Origin of the sequence: Martinezella lusitana (assembly GCF_016901135.1) — a bacterium.
GTDB lineage: Bacteria > Pseudomonadota > Alphaproteobacteria > Rhizobiales > Rhizobiaceae > Rhizobium > Rhizobium lusitanum_D.
Genome location: NZ_JAFEVL010000010.1, coordinates 285774 through 301816, shown reverse-complemented (window position 1 = coordinate 301816; position 16043 = coordinate 285774). Strand labels below are relative to the sequence as shown.

The 16043-nt window shown below is 62.3% G+C and carries 13 protein-coding genes; 9 read left to right on the top strand and 4 right to left on the bottom strand.

All coding sequences use genetic code 11. From position 1 onward, the window contains the following. Positions 1 to 44: 44 nt before the first annotated feature. The gene (gene gcvA, locus JTP94_RS04420; RefSeq protein WP_204849331.1) at positions 45 to 941 is read left to right on the top strand and encodes a transcriptional regulator GcvA; all 897 of its coding nucleotides are present in this window, start codon (positions 45 to 47) and stop codon (positions 939 to 941) included. A gap of 114 nt (positions 942 to 1055) precedes the next feature. On the opposite strand, the gene dnaA is transcribed toward gcvA, so the two are convergent. The 4 genes from dnaA to mutM all read right to left on the bottom strand — a co-directional run bounded on the left by dnaA (position 1056) and on the right by mutM (position 5631). Continuing rightward, on the bottom strand, positions 1056 to 2606 hold the full coding sequence (dnaA, locus tag JTP94_RS04415; protein WP_204849330.1) for a chromosomal replication initiator protein DnaA: 1551 nt from the start codon (positions 2604 to 2606) through the stop codon (positions 1056 to 1058). A gap of 876 nt (positions 2607 to 3482) precedes the next feature. Continuing rightward, positions 3483 to 3758: a 30S ribosomal protein S20 gene (rpsT, locus tag JTP94_RS04410; RefSeq protein ID WP_204849329.1), complete on the bottom strand. Its 276-nt coding sequence runs from the start codon at positions 3756 to 3758 to the stop codon at positions 3483 to 3485. Positions 3759 to 3950: 192 nt separating this feature from the next. Further along, positions 3951 to 4724, bottom strand: coding sequence for an enoyl-CoA hydratase (locus JTP94_RS04405; protein WP_204849328.1), 774 nt, complete (start codon positions 4722 to 4724; stop codon positions 3951 to 3953). 16 nt (positions 4725 to 4740) lie between these two features. Next, entirely contained in the window at positions 4741 to 5631 is an 891-nt protein-coding gene (gene mutM, locus JTP94_RS04400; protein WP_204849327.1) for a bifunctional DNA-formamidopyrimidine glycosylase/DNA-(apurinic or apyrimidinic site) lyase, read from the bottom strand. 247 nt (positions 5632 to 5878) lie between these two features. Between mutM and ubiE the strand changes: the two genes are divergently transcribed. The 8 genes from ubiE (at position 5879) to JTP94_RS04360 (ending at position 15954) form a co-directional block, all read left to right on the top strand. Then, positions 5879 to 6655, top strand: coding sequence for a bifunctional demethylmenaquinone methyltransferase/2-methoxy-6-polyprenyl-1,4-benzoquinol methylase UbiE (ubiE, locus tag JTP94_RS04395; protein ID WP_204849326.1), 777 nt, complete (start codon positions 5879 to 5881; stop codon positions 6653 to 6655). A 62-nt stretch (positions 6656 to 6717) separates the two neighbouring features. Next, positions 6718 to 8292 (top strand): 2-polyprenylphenol 6-hydroxylase, encoded by a 1575-nt coding sequence (gene ubiB, locus JTP94_RS04390; protein ID WP_204849325.1) that lies wholly within the window; start codon positions 6718 to 6720, stop codon positions 8290 to 8292. A gap of 242 nt (positions 8293 to 8534) precedes the next feature. Then, positions 8535 to 10118 (top strand): aromatic amino acid lyase, encoded by a 1584-nt coding sequence (locus tag JTP94_RS04385; RefSeq protein WP_204849324.1) that lies wholly within the window; start codon positions 8535 to 8537, stop codon positions 10116 to 10118. 27 nt (positions 10119 to 10145) lie between these two features. Beyond that, on the top strand, positions 10146 to 11531 hold the full coding sequence (locus JTP94_RS04380; protein WP_204849323.1) for a dihydroorotase family protein: 1386 nt from the start codon (positions 10146 to 10148) through the stop codon (positions 11529 to 11531). Then, positions 11528 to 12802 carry a Zn-dependent hydrolase gene (locus JTP94_RS04375; protein WP_204849322.1) on the top strand — a complete coding sequence of 425 codons (1275 nt, stop codon included), beginning with the start codon at positions 11528 to 11530 and terminating at the stop codon, positions 12800 to 12802. The genes JTP94_RS04380 and JTP94_RS04375 overlap by 4 nt, the downstream gene beginning before the upstream one ends. A 3-nt stretch (positions 12803 to 12805) precedes the next feature. Next, entirely contained in the window at positions 12806 to 13906 is a 1101-nt protein-coding gene (locus JTP94_RS04370; RefSeq protein WP_204849321.1) for a DUF917 domain-containing protein, read from the top strand. 18 nt (positions 13907 to 13924) lie between these two features. Beyond that, entirely contained in the window at positions 13925 to 14254 is a 330-nt protein-coding gene (locus JTP94_RS04365; protein ID WP_204849320.1) for a TfoX/Sxy family protein, read from the top strand. Between the two features lie 41 nt (positions 14255 to 14295). After that, on the top strand, positions 14296 to 15954 hold the full coding sequence (locus tag JTP94_RS04360; RefSeq protein ID WP_204849319.1) for a urocanate hydratase: 1659 nt from the start codon (positions 14296 to 14298) through the stop codon (positions 15952 to 15954). The last annotated feature ends 89 nt before the right edge of the window (positions 15955 to 16043 follow it).

The window sequence follows — 16043 nt, the reverse complement described above, 5'->3', positions numbered from 1 at the left end:
AAGCGAGTCTTTCTCGTTCATTGATTTAGCTGAACTCAATCATTATGGATCAGTTGCCGTCTCTTTCGGCCCTCAGGGCCTTCGAAGCATCAGCCCGGCATCTCAGCATGACGCTGGCTGCGAACGAGCTGCACGTGACCCCGGGGGCCATTAGCCTGCAGATCCGGGACCTCGAAAGCGCGCTCGGCGTGCGGCTCTTCGAGCGCCGGGCACGCAGCCTTGCGTTGACAACGGACGGCGCCGAATATTTCGCGACGATGCGCACGGCCTTCCGCCTCATTCGCGAGGCAACCACAGCCCTGACGATGCGCTCAAGGGACACGGTGCTGACCGTCGCCTGCACTGCCGGTTTTGCCACGCATTGGCTGGTGCCGCGGCTTCGGCGCTTCGAGCAGGCTCATCCCGATATCGATCTGCGCATCAGCGCCTCGCATCGCATGATGGATTTCCAGCGGGACGGGATCGACATCGCCATTCGCCACGGGCTCGGCGGCTATGAAGGTCTGGCAAGCGAAAGGCTGCTCGATGATGAATATGTGCCGGTCTGCACGCCCGAGATGGCGGCGGCACTCGGCCCCTCGCCCGTCGTCAATGATCTGGCGGATCAGACCTTGATCCACGATGTCTATCGGCGAGACTGGGAGCTCTGGCTGCGGGCTGCGGGCGCGACGCGTGTGGACGCCACGCGCGGGCCGGTCTTCACGGATGGCACCGGGGCTTATCACGCCATGAAGGCAGGGCTCGGCATCGCACTGATGCGCCGCTCCTTCGTCGAGCAGGAATTGACAGGCGGCACGCTGGTAGCCCTCTTCCCCATGGGGTTTGCCAGCGCACTCGCCTATCATCTCGTCTATCCGCCGGGCGCGCTGGAACGGCCGGCGGTTGCGGCCCTCCGCTCCTGGCTGTTCTCCGAAGTCTCGCATGCGACGCCGCCGACATAGGCAGGCGCGAGTACTCGATCGGTCATCCCGTCAACATCAAGCAGACAAGGCCGCCCAAAGAAAACGGCCGGCGATGAGGCCGGCCGTGAAACGAAGAGCGGAAGCGCCCGCCGCTTATTCGTTGATGAGGCGCTTGAGCAGCTCGATCTCATGCGACAACTTGGTGTCGCCCGAGATCAGTTCCTCGATCTTGCGCACCGCATGCAGCACGGTCGTATGATCGCGACCGCCGAACCGGCGACCGATCTCCGGGAAGGAGCGCGGTGTCAGTGTCTTCGACAGATACATGGCGATCTGGCGCGGCTTGACGATGACGCGGGTGCGGCGGTTGGAGACCAGCTCCTGACGCGAGACATTATAGTGACGCGCGACAATGCGCTGGATGTCCTCGATGCGGACGCGACGCGGCTCGCCGGAACCGACCAGATGCGCGAGAAGCTCATCAACACGCTCGACCGTCAGGTTCGGCTCGAAGGAACGGCGGAAGATGAGTTGATTGAACGCGCCTTCCAGCTCGCGACCGCTTGCCGTGACATTGCGGGCGACGTGAGACAGAAGCTCCGCCGGGATTTCCAGCGACGGATCGTCCTGACGGGCCGCATCCAGACGGCGCTTGAGGATTTCAAGACGCATTTCATAGTCCGGTGCCTCGACCTCGATCGCCACACCACCCTGAAGACGCGAGCGGACGCGTGGATCGAGCGATTCCAGCTCCCAGGGAGCGCGATCGGCGGCGACGACAACCTGCTTGGCGCTGTCGAGCAGCATGTTGAGCAGATGGCAGAACTCGTGCTGGATCATCTTGCCCTGCAGGAACTGCATGTCGTCGATGATGAGCAGGTCGATGTTGCGCAGCGAATCCTTCAGCGTCAGCGCATCATTGTCGCGGATCGCGGTTGCGAAGCGCCACATGAAGTATTCCGCCGTCAGATAGACCACACGCAGGTTGCGCGGATTCTGTACGGCGGCATTGGCAATCGCCTGCAACAGATGCGTCTTGCCGAGACCGACCGTCGAGTGAACGAAGAGCGGATTAAACCGCACGGCGCCCGAGCCGGCTTCAGCGATGGTCTTGGCTGCGGCAAGGCTCACCCGGTTCGAGCTGCCCTCGACATAGGTGTCGAAAGTAAAGCGGGAATCGAGCGGCGAGCCGAACAGCGGCATACCTCCCGTCGCAGGTCGGGCAGCGGCAGCCGCGCTTACGGCCTGAGCGACCGCGTGGCCGGCAGGCTGCGCTACAGAACGGCGGATCGGCGCCACGGCAGCGTGATCCGGTACAACAGCCTGTTCGTCAGTGCCCGGCTTGGCGCTGTGCCGTGTCGCCGTACGCACCAGAATTTCAACTTTCAGGATCTCAGCGTCTTCTGTCTGGAACAGGCCGGTGATCATATCGAGATAGCGATTATTGATCCACGACTTCAGAAAGGTCGTCGGAACGGTAAGGCGTACAACACTCTTGGAGACCGAATGCAGCTTAAGTCGGCCGAACCAGCTGGCATAGACATCAGGACCAACCTGCGCCTTCAAGCGCGCGCTGACACGTTCAAACAAAACATTTTGCGCCACGTCTCCTTTTTCCCCCGCCGCTTCTAGGCAAACCGCACTGAACGCCTGCGCATTGTCCCCGGTTTCCAACGCACCCGTCGTCCTCGTATGTATCTGCATAAAGTGCCGCCTTCCACAGTCTCTTTATAGGACGGAGCGGCATTGAGTGAGCCGCTGTCCTTGGTCTTCGCCATGACATGACGGTCGCGCTCTTTTTTTTAAGCTGCGCCGCATGCCGGTTCACCAGCCGAGCCCAGCCAAGGGGCCTTACAGAAACACCGTGGCGAAAACTGCTCTTTAAAGCGGCCTTCGTCTTGGCGTTCTTAACCGGAGCATCGATCGGTCCTCGTATCCGATCAGTGCCCCAGCGGCTGTCAATTTTTTTCCCCTCCCCACAGCCACGCTTATGACTTAGGCTGCAAGGGACAGACAAGCTTCCTCGTTCCGCAAGCGTTGCCGCTTACGGTTTTAACTCGTCAACTGTTTGAAAAAACGGGGCTGAACTGCTCCGTCACAAGGGACAAAAATCACCTACTCCGCCTTTAGTGGCAGTGTTCGCCTAAGCCGTTTCAGATGATGTCCGCGCCCCTTGTTGAAATCCATTTAGGCAGGATCGAACGCAGATATCAACGATGAATTTTACACAAAATTAAGAGGCAGCCATTGACTCGTGAGGCCGTTTTTGACTGTCACATGCCGTTCAAAAAAGAATCGCTGTTGAATCAAGGAGATTCCCGTTCAGCGCGATTCTCACAGGTTTCAAAACAAAAAAATAAAAAAATCCCTTGACTCACTTGTGAGCCGGCAATGCGTCACGCAGATCACCCAGCGCTGAGATATCCTACCGCAAGCCTTTGTTTCCAAATGTATATTTCTGTCACGTCAATGACATGATCAGCCGGCTACATTTTAGCATTATGGCGTTTTTTTGGCCGAATCCAAAAAGCCCGGCACAAGGCCGGGCTCAAGTCTAACGATTAAATCGTTAAGGAAAAATTACGCGGTCGGGGCCGAGAGAGCCTTCACACGCTTGGCAAGACGCGAAACCTTGCGGGAAGCGGTGTTGGCGTGAAGCACGCCCTTGGTCGCTGCGCGAGCCAGTTCAGGCTGGGCGGCGAGGAAAGCTGCCTTGGCGAGATCCGCATCACCCGATGCGATGGCTTCTTCGACCTGACGGACGAAAGTGCGAACGCGCGAGCGACGAGCCTTATTGACATCGGTGCGGCGTGCGATCTTGCGGGTCGCTTTTTTCGCCGAGCTGGTATTGGCCATGTATGCCTCTCTTAGAATTCAAACACAGCTCCGTCACTGCAGCGCGGGCCCTGCGGCCACTTCATCCAGCAATGCGGGAGCAATTGCGGAAAACCAGAGCGGCTTTCCAAACTGTGGCGGGCATATAACTGGAATGAGCCGCGCCGTCAACGCGGATTCTCGTCAAAGGCTCGTAATTCCGGATTCTGCCCCTCACCGGTTCTTGAAGGCCGGCTTACGCTTTTCGACAAAGGCGGTCATCCCCTCCTTCTGATCCTCCGTGGCGAACAGGCTATGGAAAAGGCGGCGCTCGAAGCGCAAGCCCTCTTCAAGCGTGGTTTCCAAGGCGCGGTTCACTGCTTCCTTGGCCATCAGCACCGAGGGACGAGAGAGCGAGGCGATCTTGGTGGCGGCGGCCAGCGCCTCGTCCAGCAGCTTGTCGGCCGGTACGACGCGCGACACCAGGCCCGACCGTTCAGCCTCTGCCGCATCCATCATCCGGCCGGTCAGCACCAGATCCATCGCCTTCGCCTTGCCGACGGCGCGCGTCAGGCGCTGCGAGCCGCCCATGCCGGGGATGATGCCGAGCGTGATTTCCGGCTGGCCGAACTTCGCCGTCTCGGCGGCAATGATGAAATCGCACATCATGGCCAGCTCGCAGCCGCCACCGAGCGCGAAACCGCTGACGGCGGCAATCACGGGCTTGCGCGCCTTGGCGATCTCGTCCCAGCCGCTCATCAGATCGCCCTTGTAGACGTCAACGAAATCGAGCGGCTGCATTTCCTTGATATCGGCGCCGGCCGCGAAAGCCTTTTCGGAGCCGGTGAGCACGATCGCACCGATCGCATCATCAAGATGGAAGGCGGCATAGGCCTGCTTCAACTCGGCGAGCACCGTGGAATTCAGCGCGTTCAGCGCCTGCGGCCGATTGAGCCGGATGAGGCCGACGGCCCCATGAGTTTCGACGATCAGGGTTTCATAAGCCACTTGTCTCTCCCTTCAATCAGCTTTGGCAGGCGGCGCAATAGAAAGAAGAGCGTCCTGCCTGGACGATGCGGCCGACCGTACCGCCGCAACCAGGCGTGCCGCAAGGCTGGGCTTCGCGGTCATAGACGGAAAAGGAATGCTGGAAATAGCCAAGCGACCCATCCGTCTGGATATGATCACGCAACGACGAGCCGCCTGCGGCAATCGCGTCGGCGATGACAGAGCGGATCGCGGCGACCAGCCTCAACAACTCCTCCTTCGGCCCGCCGGTGTCGGTGACCAGCGTGCCGGCGGCGCGCAAGGGCGACAGATGAGAGCGCCACAGCGCCTCGCATACATATATATTGCCGAGGCCCGCGATATTCTTCTGATCCAGCAGTGCGCTCTTCAACGGCTGCGCCTTGCCGGCGAAGCGTTCGGCCAGATAGTCGGCGCCCAGTTCGTTGCCCGTGGGCTCCGGGCCGAGACCACGGAAGAAGGGGTGGCCGGCGATATCGGCCCGCCTGACGACATCCATGAAGCCGAAGCGACGCGGATCGTTGTAGATCACGCGCGCGTCACCGCTTGCGCCCGCCAGATGGAAGACGACATGATCGTGCTTCTCGTCCTTGGAGCGCGGATGGTGGAATGCTCCGGGCGTCTCCGCCGACGGGCCGGCCTCGACCCGGAACGAGCCGGACATGCCGAGATGCGCGACGATCGTCATGCCGTCATCAAGGTCGATCAACAGATATTTGGCGCGGCGCGACAGCGACGTGATGCCGCGCCCCGAGACCGCTTGCGAGAAGCCGGCCGGGAACGGAAAGCGCAGATCGCCGCGGCGCAGTTCCAGCTCTTTCAACAGGGCACCCTCCATGGAAGGCGCCAGCCCTCGTCTGACGGTCTCGACCTCTGGTAATTCCGGCATGGCTATCCATCTTTATGTTTCAACCGCTTATGATCTGGGCTATAGCCCAAGGGCATTGCGGCCGGTGATCTGGCTGATGAGATAGCGTGGCAAACGCGATTTCGCTATGGTCCGCCGCTGAATACTGCATAATTCCTTAAACCGGAATCGATTTAAGGATAAAATTATGCAGCAAATTTAAAGTGCTACAGCGACCTTTGCGCGTCACATATGACGCGCGGCGCTGTAGTGTAACGGAGTTGAGCCGATGGCAGACAGCCGCACCTCCGCCGATGGCGGCATGGAAACATCCTATGGCTTCCGCGAAGTGGCCGATGGCGAAAAGCAGGGCCTCGTCAACGAGGTGTTCCACAAGGTTGCCAAGCGCTACGATGTCATGAACGACGTCATGTCCATGGGCCTGCACCGGGCCTGGAAGGACGCCATGATCGCAGCGCTCAACCCGCGCAAGGATGCGGCCTACAAGGTCCTCGACGTTGCCGGCGGCACGGGCGACATCGCCTTTCGCATCGTTGAAGCCTCGAACCGCCTGGCGCATGCGACGGTGCTCGACATCAACGGCTCGATGCTCGGCGTCGGCGCCGAGCGCGCGGAAAAGAAGAAGCTCTCCGACAATCTCACTTTCGTCGAGGCGAATGCCGAGGAACTGCCCTTCGAGCCCAACTCGTTCGACGCCTATACGATCGCCTTCGGCATCCGCAACGTCCCTCATATCGACGTGGCGCTGAAGGAGGCCTATCGCGTGCTGAAGCGCGGCGGACGGCTGCTGGTGCTCGAATTCTCCGAGGTCGACCTGCCGCTGCTCGACCGCGTCTATGACGCCTGGTCCTTCAACGCCATTCCGCGGTTCGGCAAGGCGATCACCGGCGAGGCCGAGCCCTACCAGTATCTGGTGGAATCGATCCGCAAGTTTCCGAACCAGCGGGACTTTGCGACGATGATCGGCGAGGCCGGCTTCTCGCGCGTGAGCTTCACCAACTATACCGGCGGCATCGCCGCCCTGCACTCCGGCTGGAAGCTCTAAAGCATGATGTCGAGCCATGTGAAGCGGTCGACGGCCTCCACTTCCCGAGACCTTGAGACGCTATGAGTGCTTTCAACGCATATTTCGGCCTTCTCAGGGTCGGCTGGGTGCTGGTGCGCGAGGGCGTTGTCATTGCGCTTCCCTCCGAAGGCCTGCCGCCTTCCATCAGCCTCGCCAAATCCTTCGTCGGTATCTTTGCCCGCAAGAGTGCCAAGAACCAGGCCCGCAGCGACCGGCTTTCCAAAGCCGTCGAACGGCTCGGGCCGTCCTATGTAAAAATCGGCCAGTTCCTGGCGACGCGGCCCGACGTTGTTGGCGTCGACATGGCCAACGACCTGTCGCAGCTGCAGGATCGCATGGCCTTCTTTCCCCATGCCGCCGCAAAATCATCGATCGAAGGCTCGCTCGGCCGTAAACTCGACGAGCTTTATGTCAGTTTTGGCGAACCAATCGCGGCTGCCTCCATCGCCCAGGTGCATCCGGCCGAGATAGAGACACCGGAGGGGACCAAGCGCGTTGCCGTCAAGGTGATCCGTCCCGGCGTTCGCCAGCGTTTCGTAAACGATATCAAGGCGATGTATCTCGTCGCCAACCTGCAGGAGCGCTTCCTTCCCTCCAGCCGGCGCCTCAGGCCTGTCGAGGTGACGCGGACGCTTGAGCAGACCACCAAGGTGGAGATGGATCTGCGGCTGGAAGCGGCCGCCCTTTCCGAAATCGCTGAAAATACCGAGAAGGACCCGGGCTTCCGCGTCCCCAAGGTCGATTGGGAGCGCACCGGCCGCGACGTCATCACCATGGAGTGGATCGACGGCGTCAAGATGTCCGATGTCGAGGGGCTGAAAGCCGCCGGGCACGATCTCAACACGCTCGCCGACACGCTGATCCAGTCCTTCCTTCGCCATACGCTGCGCGACGGCTTCTTCCACGCCGACATGCATCCCGGCAATCTCTTCGTCGATGCCGCCGGCACGATCGTCGCCGTCGACATGGGCATCGTCGGCCGTCTCGGCAACAAGGAACGCCGTTTCCTCGCCGAGATCCTCTACGGCTTCATCACCCGCGACTACATCCGCGTCGCCGAGGTGCATTTCGAGGCAGGCTATGTGCCCGCCCATCACAATACGGAGAGTTTCGCACAGGCGATCCGCGCCATCGGCGAGCCGATCCATGGCCAGCCGGCCGAAACGATCTCCATGGGCAAGCTGCTGACGCTGCTCTTCGAAGTGACCCAACTCTTCGACATGGAGACGCGGCCCGAGCTGGTCATGCTGCAGAAGACCATGGTCGTGGTCGAGGGCGTGGCGCGCATGCTCAATCCGCGTTTCAACATGTGGAAGGCTTCGGAACCCGTCGTCGGAGACTGGATCCGCACCAATCTCGGCCCGAAGCGCATCGTAACCGACCTCAAGGACGGTTTGAAGGCGGCCCTGAAACTTGCCGAGGCGGCGCCCGAAATTGCCGCCAAGACGGAGAAATTCCATCACGAATTGCTGCGCATGAGCGAGAATGGTCTTCGCTTCGACCCGCAGACCGCCGAGGCGATCGGCAAGGCGGAGGCCAAGCACAGCCGCTCCGGCCGTCTGGCGCTGTGGGTGATCGCGCTGGCGCTGCTCTATATCGCCTGGCATCTGAGCTGAATTTCGATACTCCCTCACGCCCGCGCATTGGCAGGCGGCGCCACCGTTGATGCGGGAGGCAGCCACCCTTATTGCATGCGCTTTCAGCTGGTGGTGGTACCATACCCGAGCAAACACAGAGTTGCGTCGCAGCCGGACTCGCTCCAAAATTCACAAGCGCCGCCGAATGAGGTGTTCGCCATTTGGGATATCCCATTTGCGATGAGGCTCGCATAGCCTTGCGAAAAAGGAGAATAACGACAATGGAGCGTCAGAGAGCCGGCATCGAACTCACCGGGCAGCCCTTGGGGTTCAGCGATCTGGTGCGGATCGGCGCTGGCGTCGCCATGCCTTCGGCATCGGAAAGCGGCATGGCGCGGGTGCGTCTGGCGCGCGGCGTTCTCGAAAGCACGATCCAGTCCGGCATGCCGGTCTACGGCTCGACGACAGGCGTCGGGGCCATGAAGGATGTCGAATGGTCGCCGGAGGATCTTGATGCCTTCAATCTCGGCCTGGTGCGCGCCCATCATTTCGGCACCGGCGCACCCTTTTCCATGTCGGTCGTGCGCAATGCCATGGCGATCCGCGTCAACACGGCGCTAACAGGCCAAGTCGGCTGCTCGCCGGGGCTGATCGACGCCTATCTTGAGCTTCTGCATACGGATGTCATTCCCGTCGTTCGCCGCACCGGCTCGATCGGTTGCGCCGATATCGGCCTGATGGGCCAGATCGGCGCGGTACTGACCGGGGTCGGCGAGGCCGTCTATCGTGGCCGGCGCATGCAGGCGGCCGATGCCTTTACCGCTGCCGGTATCAATCCGGTGAAGATGCTGCCGCGCGACAGCCTCGCCTCGCTCAGCGTCAATGCGGTGAGCTTCGCGGCGGCGGCGGAGACCACCCGCAACGCCGCCTCCTCGATCCGGGTGCTGCTGGCGACCAGCATGATGGCCGCCGGCGCGCTCGGCGCCTCGCGTGATCCCTGGTATGCGGTGCGCCATGTCGGCACGGCGCGCGAAGCGCTGATCGGTGCATGGCTCTGCAACGCTTCGGACGAATGGCCGTGGCCCGTCGCGACGCATGTGCAGGACCCTTTGAGCCTGCGCATGATCGCCCAGGTCTACGGCGCTGTCATCGAGAACCTGCTGACCGCCGGCCACAAGATCCTGGCCGCCACCGGCCGTTCCGACGACAATCCCGTCATCGTCGACGGGCGCGTCATGACGTCAGGAGGCTCGCTGCCGCTCGACGTCACCATCCTGCTCGAAGCCGCCGTCATCTGCATGGCGCATGCCGCTCGCAATGCCTTCAACCACTGCGTCCTACTCGGCAACGGCCAGCGGCGCGGCCTGCCGGTCAATCTCGTGCCGGAAGGCAAGATTGCAACCGGCTTCGGCCCGATCATCAAGCTCGCAGGCGAGATCTTCTCGCGTGTGCTGTCCATGTCCAATCCGGTCTCGGCACAATCGCTGGTGGTCGCGGCCGGCATGGAGGACGAGGCGGCCTTCCTGCCGCTCGTCATCGAACGTTTCGAGCGGCAGACGCGGGCACTGAAACGCCTTGCCGCATTGGAAGCACTGCTTTCGGCCCAGGCGATGGATATTCTCGGCGACAAGCCGGAAGGCGTCGCGCGCATGCTCTACGACGTGGTGCGCAAGCATGCGGATTTCTATGTGGTCGATCGGCCGCTTTCGGCTGAAGTCGAGGCGATCGAAGAGGAACTGGCGTCCGAGGCCTTCGTTTCAGAAATGATCGCCCATAAGCCGATCCTTGCCTATGATGATTTCTTCGCGCTCGGCTCGCTGGAGCGGGTCGAGGAGCGGCTTTATCGCGACACCGTCGTTATCTGAACCAACCGATAAGCGGAGAGAACGCACATGGCGGATTTCGATCTTGTTCTGCAGGGCACCGTGGTTTTGCCTGAGCGCATCGTGGAAGCGGGTTATGTCGCCGTGCGCGACGGCAAGATCGCCGAGATCGGCATCGGCGTGCCGCCGGCGGCGCGCGAGCGGCATCTCCTCGGCAAGGCGCTGATCCTGCCCGGTGCGATCGACGCGCAGGTGCATTCGCTCTCGCAGAAGGACCAGGAGGATTTCATCTGGTCAACCCGCTCGGCAGCGGCCGGCGGCATCACCACCATCGTCGACATGCCCTATGACGAAGGCAATCTCGTCTGCTCTGCCGCGGCAGTGAAGAAGAAGGTCGACCATGCCTCGCCGCAGGCTCGCGTCGATTTCGCCCTCTATGGCACGATTGACCCGGAAGAAGGCCCCGCGCGCATCGCCGAAATGGTCGAGGCCGGCGTCTCGGCGTTTAAATTCTCCACCTTCGGCACGGATCCCAAGCGTTTCCCGCGCATCCCGCCAGCCCTGCTCGACGCCTGCTTTGCAGCGATCGCGCCGACCGGGCTGACCGCTGGCGTGCACAACGAGGATGACGAAGCCGTTCGGACTTACATGGAGCAGGTGAAGGCCAGCGGCGTCACCGACTATCGCGCCCACGGCCTCTCCCGCCCGCCGATTACCGAGCTGCTTGCCATGCATACGATCTTCGAAACGGGCGCCGACACCGGCTGCCCGGCCCATGTCGTGCACTGCTCGCTCGGCCGCGGCTACGACATCGCCCGCGCCTATCGCCGCGATGGCTTCGAAGCGACGGTCGAATGCTGCATCCACTATCTGACGCTCGACGAGGAAAACGATGTTAGGCGTCTCGGCGGCAAGGCGAAAATAAATCCGCCGATCCGCCCGCGCGCCGAAGTGGAAACCTTGTGGCGCAAGGTGGCGGAAGGCAATGTCTGGCTGGTTTCGACCGACCACGTGAGCTGGTCGGAAAACCGCAAGAACAATCCGGACATGCTGGCGAACGCTTCCGGCGTGCCGGGACTGGAGGTCATGGTGCCGCTCTTCGTAAAGGGTGCCCTGGAACGCGGCGTGCCGCTGACCTGGGCGGCGAAGCTGATGGCGGAAAATCCGGCCAGGCACTTCCGCCTCGACCATATCAAGGGCGCGCTGACACCAGGCAAGGATGCCGACATCGTCGTGCTGGAACCGCGCGAGATGATCTATGACGCAGCGGCAAGCGGCAACAACGTCGTCGGCTGGAGCCCCTATCATGGCATCCGCCTGCCCTGGACGATATCCGCCGCTTACCTTAGAGGCAGAAAGATCACCGAGGGACAGAAGGTGCTGGCCGAACCCGGCTCCGGCAGCTTCGTGCGTCCCTTGCCTCGCCAAATCATTGCCGGAGAAGCCGCCCGATGAACCAACCGAAGCGCCACAACCTGCCCGTCAACGCCGACCGCATCGCTGAAGACATCGACGCGCTGGCCGGCATTACCGAGCCCGGGCACCCGTGGACACGCCGGGCCTTCTCATCGCTCTTTCTGGAAGGCCGCGCTTACATCGAAGCGCGCATGAAGGCAGCCGGGCTCACGACGCGCATGGATGCCGCCGGCAATCTGATTGGCCGTCGCGAGGGTGCAAAACCCGGCCTCGGCACGATCCTTGTGGGATCGCATTCCGACACCGTTCCCGATGGCGGCCGGTTCGACGGCATCGCCGGCACGATCGCGGCGCTGGAAGTCGCCCGCTCGCTGAAGGATCGCGATATCCAGCTGGACCACGATCTGGAGATCGTCGATTTCCTCGCAGAGGAAGTCAGCATCTTCGGCGTCTCCTGCATCGGCAGCCGCGGCATGACCGGGCAGATACCAGAGGCGTGGCTTACCCGCACCAGCGGCGAGCGCACCCTTGCGCAGGGCATTGCAGAAGTCGGCGGCGATCCCGCCGTGCTGCTCGCACAGAAACGGCCGGATCTTGCCGGCTTCCTCGAACTGCATATCGAGCAGGGCCCTGTGCTGGAAGCCGAGAACAAGGATATCGGCATCGTCACTGCGATCGCCGGTATCACCCGCATCGAAATCACCGTTGAAGGCCGCGCCGACCATGCGGGCACGACGCCGATGGACCGGCGCGCGGATGCGCTTGTCGCAGCCTCCCAGCTCGTGCTGGATATCAGGCAGCAGGCCGCGGAGCAGGCGAAGACGCCGGGCCATTTCGCGGCCACCGTGGGCGAATTCCGTATCGAGCCGAATGCCGCCAATGTCGTGCCCTCCAAGGTCGTCCTGCTGATCGACGGCCGTGCTGAAATCCGCGGCGACATGGAACAGTTCCTCGCCTGGATCGATGGCGCAGTGCAAAAGATAGCGACGGCTTACGGTGTGACGATCAAGCCACCGGCGCGCGTCTCCGACAATATGCCGACACCGGGCGATCCGAACCTGCTCGAAACGCTCGAGCGCGCTTGCGAAACGGTCGGTGCCAAGCATCGCCGTATGGCCTCCGGCGCCGGCCACGACACGGCCTGGATCGCCAAGGTCGCGCCTGCCGCCATGATCTTCGTGCCCTGCAAGGAAGGCCGCAGCCACTGCGCCGAGGAATGGGCCGAGAATGACGATATCGCCATGGGCGCCGCCGTGCTGTTCGAGGCGGTGCGCGACATGGACAAAAGCCTCAAACAGAACCGGGAGTAGCCAATGGGACGCGTACTCGTTGCCAAGGATGTGGAAGCGGCCGTCAAGGGCGGCTCCGTTTATGCCGCCGGTGGCGGCGGCTGGGCCGATCACGGCCGTATGCTCGGCTATGCCGCCGTCAATGTCGGCAAGCCGGAGCTGGTGCCGATCGACGAGCTTGACGACAACGACTGGATCGCGACGGCAGCCGCCATCGGCGCACCGGCCTCCACCACCCCCTGGGAAATGCAGGGCATCGACTACGTCAAGGCCGCGCAGCTGCTGCAGGACGAGCTCGGCGAAAAGCTTTCCGGCCTGATCATCGGCCAGAACGGCAAGTCTTCGACGCTGAACGGCTGGCTGCCGTCGGCCATTCTTGGCACGAAGGTGGTGGATGCGGTCGGCGATATCCGGGCACATCCCACAGGCGACATGGGTTCGATCGGCATGGCGGGTTCGCCAGAGCAGATGATCCAGACCGCCGTCGGCGGCAATCGCGCCGAGAACCGCTACATCGAACTCGTGGTGAAGGGTGCGACGGCGAAGATCTCGCCGATCCTGCGGGCCGCTTCCGACCAGTCCGGCGGCTTCATCGCCTCCTGCCGCAATCCGTTGCGGGCCTCCTATGTCCGCACGCATGCAGCGCTCGGCGGCATCTCCATGGCGCTCTCGCTCGGAGAAGCGATCATCGAGGCGGAAAAGAAGGGCGGCAGTGCCGTCATCGACGCCATCTGCAAGACGACCGGCGGCCATATCCTTGCCGAGGGTACGATCACCAAGAAAGATGTCGTCTACACGAAGGAAGCCTTCGATATCGGCACCATCACGGTCGGCACTGGCGAGAAGGCCGCCGTCATGCATGTGATGAACGAATACATGGCCGTCGAAGACACCAACGGTAAGCGCCTCGCGACATTCCCCTCCGTCATCACCACGCTCTCGCCTGAGGGCGAGCCCTTGAGCGTCGGCCAGCTACACGAGGGGATGAACGTCTTCATCCTGCACGTGCCGATGGACATCATTCCGCTCTCGGCCAGCGTGCTCGATCCGACCGTCTATCCCTCTGTCGAGAAGGCCATGGGGATCGAGATCGCAAAATACGCTTTGGCCGGCAAGAAGAGCTGAGAAACGCGGGAGGCTTAAATGGCCCGTGACGCCGGTCTCGAAGAATTGCTGAGGGAAGAGCTCGGGCGGCGGCCCGGGCTTAGCGAAAAGGCGATGTTCGGCGGCTGGGCCTTTCTGCTCAACGGTCATCTCATGTGCGGCGCCCGGGAAGGCGGGATGCTGATCCGCCTCGGCAAGGGCAACGATGCCTGGGCGCTGGAGCAGCATGATGTCAAACCCATGCAGTTAGGCGGCCGGAAGATGCAGGGCTGGGTCCGCGCCGGACCGGAGGCTTATGGCAACGACATGCTGCGCAAGCGGCTGCTTCTGGCCGCGCTGGACTTCGTCGAAGGCTTGCCGCCGAAATAGCTGGCCGCCGAAATAACGATCAAATCAGGGAAGGGAATTCCATGCCGAAAGCCAATCCACGTCATCCGAAATTCCCGATTCCGGGCGGCCCGGAGCTGCGCGCCAAGGGCTGGCGGCAGGAAGCGCTGCTGCGCCTGCTCGAAAATGTGCTCTCGGTCGGCGAAGATCCGGATAATCTCATCGTCTACGCAGCCCTCGGCAAGGCGGCGCGCAACTGGGCGGCGCATAAGGGCATCGTCAAGGCGCTGACAGAGATGGACGAAAACCAGACGCTGCTCATCCAATCCGGCAAGCCCATCGGCCTCGTCCGCACGCATGACAAGGCACCGCTCGTCATCATGGCGAACTGCAACATCGTCGGGCAATGGGCGAAGGCGGAAGTCTTCTATGAGCTGCAGCGCAAAGGCCTGATCTGCTGGGGAGGCCTCACCGCCGGCGCCTGGCAATATATTGGCAGCCAGGGCGTCATCCAGGGCACCTACGAAATCTTCATGCGCATTGCCGAGCGCCGTTTCGGCGGTGATCTCTTTGGCCGCTTCGTTTTGACTGCCGGCCTCGGTGGCATGGGCGGCGCGCAACCTCTGGCCGGACGCATGGCGGGCGCTGCCATCCTCTGCGTCGATATCGATGCGGAGCGGGCGAAGAAACGTCAGGAGATCGGCTATCTGCAGGAGATCGCGCCGGACCTCGATTCGGCGCTGGCGATGATCGATGCAGCAGTGAAGGAGAAGCGGGCGCGCTCGGTCGGCCTCGTCGGCAATGCGGCGGAGATCTATCCCGAGATCGCCCGGCGCGGCATCGTGCCCGATATCGTCACGGACCAGACATCGGCCCACGATCTCGTCTATGGCTATGTGCCGAAGGGCATGAGCCTGCAACAGGTCAAAGACCTTCGCGACGACGGCCAGGGGCAGCTGATGGCGGCAAGCCGCGCCTCGATCGTCGAGCATGTGAAGGCGATGCTGGATTTCCAGAGACAAGGCTCTGAAGTCTTCGACAATGGTAACCTGATCCGCACGCAGGCGAAGGAAGGCGGCGTCACCAACGCCTTCGATATCCCGATCTTCACCGAGGCGTACCTCAGGCCGCTGTTCTGCCGCGCCATCGGCCCCTTCCGCTGGATGGCGCTTTCGGGCGAGGAAAGCGATATCGCCCGCATCGACGACCTGCTGCTGGAAATGTTCCCGGACAACAAGATCGTCACCAACTGGATCCGCCTTGCCCGCGAGCACGTCCCCTTCGAAGGGCTGCCGGCGCGCATCGCCTGGCTCGGCCACGGCGAACGCACGGCACTTGCCCGCCGCGTCAACGAGCTTGTCGCAAGCGGCGAGCTGAAAGGCCCGATCGCCTTTTCGCGCGACCACCTCGACGCCGGCGCCATGGCGCATCCGAACATCATGACCGAAGGCATGAAGGACGGCTCCGACGCCATCGCGGACTGGCCGCTGATCGACGCGATGATGCTCTGCTCGTCGATGGCCGATCTCGTCGTCGTCCATTCCGGCGGCGGCGGCTATGCGGGCTATATGACCAGCTGCGGCGTCACCGTGGTTGCCGACGGCACACCGGCCGCTGACGAGCGGCTCGACCATGCGCTCACCAACGACACGGCGCTGGGCGTCATGCGCTATGCCGATGCGGGCTATGAGGAAGCGCTGGACGAAGTGGCGAAGAAGGATGTGCCCTATATTAGGCTGTGATAAAGCGCTGGACCTGTGTCCGCAACCGCTTACATTGCTGTCAAACGGTTCCGACTGCTATTCACAGAAGGGCGCGGGCAATTGGGGAT

Coding starts and splice junctions, on each gene's coding strand:
- rpsT (WP_204849329.1), bottom strand. CDS start 3,758: ATGGCCAATACCAGCTCGGCGAAAAAAGCGACCCGCAAGATCGCACGC.
- mutM (WP_204849327.1), bottom strand. CDS start 5,631: ATGCCGGAATTACCAGAGGTCGAGACCGTCAGACGAGGGCTGGCGCCT.
- JTP94_RS04365 (WP_204849320.1), top strand. CDS start 13,925: ATGGCCCGTGACGCCGGTCTCGAAGAATTGCTGAGGGAAGAGCTCGGG.
- ubiB (WP_204849325.1), top strand. CDS start 6,718: ATGAGTGCTTTCAACGCATATTTCGGCCTTCTCAGGGTCGGCTGGGTG.
- JTP94_RS04375 (WP_204849322.1), top strand. CDS start 11,528: ATGAACCAACCGAAGCGCCACAACCTGCCCGTCAACGCCGACCGCATC.
- gcvA (WP_204849331.1), top strand. CDS start 45: ATGGATCAGTTGCCGTCTCTTTCGGCCCTCAGGGCCTTCGAAGCATCA.
- JTP94_RS04380 (WP_204849323.1), top strand. CDS start 10,146: ATGGCGGATTTCGATCTTGTTCTGCAGGGCACCGTGGTTTTGCCTGAG.
- JTP94_RS04360 (WP_204849319.1), top strand. CDS start 14,296: ATGCCGAAAGCCAATCCACGTCATCCGAAATTCCCGATTCCGGGCGGC.
- JTP94_RS04385 (WP_204849324.1), top strand. CDS start 8,535: ATGGAGCGTCAGAGAGCCGGCATCGAACTCACCGGGCAGCCCTTGGGG.
- JTP94_RS04370 (WP_204849321.1), top strand. CDS start 12,806: ATGGGACGCGTACTCGTTGCCAAGGATGTGGAAGCGGCCGTCAAGGGC.
- dnaA (WP_204849330.1), bottom strand. CDS start 2,606: ATGCAGATACATACGAGGACGACGGGTGCGTTGGAAACCGGGGACAAT.
- ubiE (WP_204849326.1), top strand. CDS start 5,879: ATGGCAGACAGCCGCACCTCCGCCGATGGCGGCATGGAAACATCCTAT.